The sequence below is a fragment of the Candidatus Roseilinea sp. NK_OTU-006 genome, assembly GCF_012931985.1.
Classification (GTDB): Bacteria; Chloroflexota; Anaerolineae; order J036; family Brachytrichaceae; genus JAAFGM01.
In genome coordinates this window covers 1-3,834 of record NZ_JAAFGM010000064.1, presented here as the reverse complement: position 1 = coordinate 3,834, position 3,834 = coordinate 1, and the positions used below count along the sequence as shown (strand labels likewise).

4 protein-coding genes and 1 riboswitch are annotated in these 3,834 nt (G+C 65.7%); all 4 genes read right to left on the bottom strand.

The window, feature by feature from the left end:
* Positions 1–1,070, bottom strand: a 1,070-nt coding sequence (locus GXH28_RS15215) for a FecCD family ABC transporter permease (protein ID WP_240550448.1), incomplete at its 3' end; no start/stop codon positions are given.
* Entirely contained in the window at positions 1,067–2,449 is a 1,383-nt protein-coding gene (locus GXH28_RS15210) for an ABC transporter substrate-binding protein (RefSeq protein ID WP_169239868.1), read from the bottom strand. The genes GXH28_RS15215 and GXH28_RS15210, both read right to left, overlap by 4 nt.
* A 22-nt stretch (positions 2,450–2,471) precedes the next feature.
* Positions 2,472–2,620, bottom strand: a riboswitch (cobalamin riboswitch).
* A gap of 127 nt (positions 2,621–2,747) precedes the next feature.
* Positions 2,748–3,173: an OsmC family peroxiredoxin gene (locus GXH28_RS15205; RefSeq protein ID WP_169239867.1), complete on the bottom strand. Its 426-nt coding sequence runs from the start codon at positions 3,171–3,173 to the stop codon at positions 2,748–2,750.
* 104 nt (positions 3,174–3,277) lie between these two features.
* A partial coding sequence (locus GXH28_RS15200; RefSeq protein ID WP_169239866.1) for a HEAT repeat domain-containing protein occupies positions 3,278–3,834 on the bottom strand: 557 nt, incomplete at its 5' end.

Here is a 3,834-nt window from a genome sequence, read left to right as displayed (position 1 = left end):
CGCAGGACGATCCACAGCACCACCGGCGCACCCACGGCGGACGTGACGACGTTGAGCGGCAACGCCGCGCGCGCGCCGGGCATCTGGCTGATCAGGTCGAAGATCAGCGCCAGCCCGCCGCCTAGCAACAGCGCTGCCGGCAGCAGCACACGATGGTCGCTGGTGCCGAACAGGGCGCGGCACAGGTGCGGCACGGCCAAGCCGAGGAAGCCGATTGGGCCGCAGAACGCCGTGACCGCGCCGGCCAACAGCGAGGCGCTGGCCGTCACCCACCAGCGCGCCGCGCGCACGTTCACGCCCATGCTGGCTGCATAGTTCTCGCCCAGCAACAGCGCGTTCAGCGGCTTTACGGTGAACCAGCCAATGCCCAAGCCGATCAACGCGGCCGGCGCGAAGGTGCGCATCTGCTGCCAGGTCACGCCGCCGAAGCTGCCGAATGTCCAGTTGACATAGGCGCTGATCTGCTCTGGCAAGGCGAAGTACAGCAGCACGCTGACCACCGCGCTGGTGAGGTAGCCGATCATCAGCCCCAGCACCAGCAAGGTGAGCGCGCTTTGCACGCGGGCGATCAGCATCACCAGCGAGAACACGGCAGCCGCACCCAGCGACGCCGCGCCCACCAGCCCGAACTCGCCCAGGAAGGCCGCGCGGCCGAAGACGCTGGCGCTGGCTGCTGCGCCGCCCAGCACCACCAGCGCCACGCCCAGGCTTGCCCCGCTGCTGATGCCCAGCACAAACGGGTCGGCCAGCGGGTTGCGGAAGAGCGTTTGCATCTGCAAGCCGGCCACGCTCAGCGCCGCGCCGGCCAGCAGCGCGGTGATGGCTTTGGGCAAACGAAAGAGCAGGATGATGGTTTGCCAGGTGTCTTTGCTCGCTTGGCCGCCCATCAACACGCGCACCACCTCATCGAGCGGGATGCGCACCGCGCCGATGGCCAGCGACAGCAGGAAGGCAAAGACGACGAAGGCGACCAACAACGCCAAGGCGCCGCGCCGCATTCCCAGCGGAGGGAAGGGGTTGGCCAGCGCTTGCGCTCGGCCAACCCCTGTCGAGGGCAAAGAAACGTTCATTGCGCAGGCTCGGCGGGGATCTGCCGCCAGAACGTCAGCTCGTGATCCGGTAGGAGTTCGGGATGCAAAATCTTCACCAGGTCCGCCAACAGCAGGTCGGGGTTGCCCACGCCGGTCTCCCAGTAGTCGTTGCCGCCGTTCTCGTTCACGCGCTTGTCGTTGTTCCAGACGTTGCTGCGCTTCACCGCGGCCATTTCGGCGTAGCGCGGCTCGGCTTCCAGAACGGCTTTGATGCTATCGTAGCGTTGGAAGCTGTTCAGCAGCCACACGTCGGCCTTGACGGCCTTGTCGTACACCTCCTCGAAGGCTAGCGGGAGGCTGCCGGCGCTGGTGTCGTCGGCGTAGAGGTAGGCGCCACCGGCGTCCAGGATCAGCCGAGCCATATAGCTGCTGCCGCCGGGCACGAACCACTTGTCCTTGTTGGCCATGCCGGAGATGACGGTAGGCTTGTTCGCGGCTGCCTTCGCCTTCTCCGCCACGGCCTGATAGCGCTGCTTCATCGCGGCGTATTCCTCCTGGGCCTTGGCCTCCTTGTTGAAGAACGCCGCGGTGAACTTGATCCACTCGGCGCGGCCCAGCGGGGTGGTCTCATTGAAATCGCCGTTGATCACGGGCGTCAGGCCGGCCTCGGCCAGCACCGGGTGCGCATCGTATTCCGGAAAGCCCGAGCCGTAGGTGAAGATGACCTGCGGGGCGAGGTCGAGCGCCAGTTCGACGTTGACCGTCGAGCCGCCGCCGATCTCAGCGATCTGGCCGGCTTCGATCCGCTCACGGATCGCCGGGTTGTACAGATTGTCGGCATTGTCCACCGCGATGAGCGTATCGAGCAGATCCAGCTCGGCGAAGTGCGGCGCATACGTGGCCGACAGGCTGGCCGCCGACGTCACCGGCACTTCGATCACCACCGCATCATCGGGGATGTCGTCCGGCGCGGGCGTGCCGCACTGCACCAGCACATAGGTGAAACCGGTCTCCGCGCCCGGCCACGGGCGCGTCACCGTGACGATCTTGTAGTGATTGGCGTAGTCGATGGTGAACCCCTCAGCGTATTCGACCTGCATCGTCTCCGGGAAGTAGTTGACCGCCGGATCGTACTCCGCGACGCAGTCGGGCGCTGGGGCTTCCTGCGCCGAAAGCGCGCCAGAAATGGCGAACAGCAGCAGCAAACTGATCAGCGTGCGAAAACCAACTATGACCGTGGACAGCTTCATCGTGCTTGAAACTCCTGTGTTCCGGGCGCAGCTCGCGACGCCCGCAAGGATAAAGGGCAGATGCCGCCCGAACGGGCCGCGCGCATCCGCATCATCGAGCGGGGAACAAAAAACCCGCCAGAATGGGCGGGTTGAGTCAGTCAGCCGGGGAAAAGCCGACAGGCTCACCCACCTTTGACGCGAAGGTGGCGTTCGAGCATCGGCTCAGGCGGGTAATCGGACTTCAGGGAACGGCGCGATCCCTGTTACCGTTGCGCGACAGTGCCGGACTTACACCGGTCTTCCCCCATTGCGCGCTGTGCCTCCGAGCAGCAGCGCACCTGAGCCTGTGAATATGCATCTGTGAAGATGAGCGTAACGTGAAAAACGCGCGCTGTCAACGGCGTTTCAACAGTTTGCCGGCCCCCCGAAAGACAAACTGCGCCCGGGGAGGCGCAGTTTGCAGCGTATTGAACGAACGCTCTGTTCAGTTGATCAGCTTCGCACTCAGCGTCAGCGGGACGTTCAGCGCGCGGCTGATGATGCAGGTGTTTTCAGCCTCTTCGGCATGTTGGCGGAAGCTGGCCTCATCCACCCCGCTCACATCGCCCTCGGTGACCAGATCGATGCGGGTGACGCTGAAACCGCTCTCGTTTTTCTCCAGGTAGACGGTGGCGGTGGTCGCGATCCGGTTCACTATGAAGCCGGCGCGGCTCAGGCGCGCACCCAGCGCCATCGTGAAGCAGCCCGCCTCGGCAGCGCCGAGCAGCTCTTCCGGGTTCGTCCCCGCGCCTTCTTCAAAACGCGACAGGTAGGTATACGGGCCTTCATAGACGCCGCTGCCCAGCTTGAGCGTCCCGCTGCCCTCTTGCAGCGTGCCCTGCCACACCGCTTCCGCAATTCGTGCTGGCATCTGTTTCCTCTCCTGTGATGCTGTTCATCCCTGCACTGGCCGATCAGCATAGCGCAGCAGCGGCATCCGACCAAATGAGAAGCCGCTGAGATCGCCCGGCGCGTTCAGTTCCACCAGCCCCACATGGCCGGCCAGATATCGACCTCATTCGCCCTGGCGCCATCCTCGTCGTGTTCCAGCGTCAGCCACATGACGGCCTTCAGCGCGGCGCGGCGCATCGCCATCGACGGATCGATCAGCCCCGCGCGAAGGAAAGGTTCGGCTTCGGCATCCATCAGCCACAGCGCCTCGGCGGCGGCGTGCCAGACCTCGTAGTCCTCGTGATTGAGCGCGAGGATCAGGGCCGGGATCGACTCCGGCTCGCTGATCTGCCCCAGGGCATTGGCCGCCTCCTGCTGCACCGCGGGATCGGGGTCATAGAGGAGCGCGCGTTCCAACCCGTTGACAGCGGCGCCGCTGGCGATCGCCCCCAGCGCCTGCGCCGCCGCGCGCCGCACCGCCGCGCTGACATCGGTGGCCAGCGCTTCAAGCAGTTCCGGCAGAGCGCGGTCATCGGCTATCCCGCGCAGCCCGAGGGCGGCCTGCACGCGCACGCCGGAATTGGCATCGGTCAGCAGCGCCCCAGCCAGCGGCGCGACAGCCTCATCGGAGCCGATCAGGG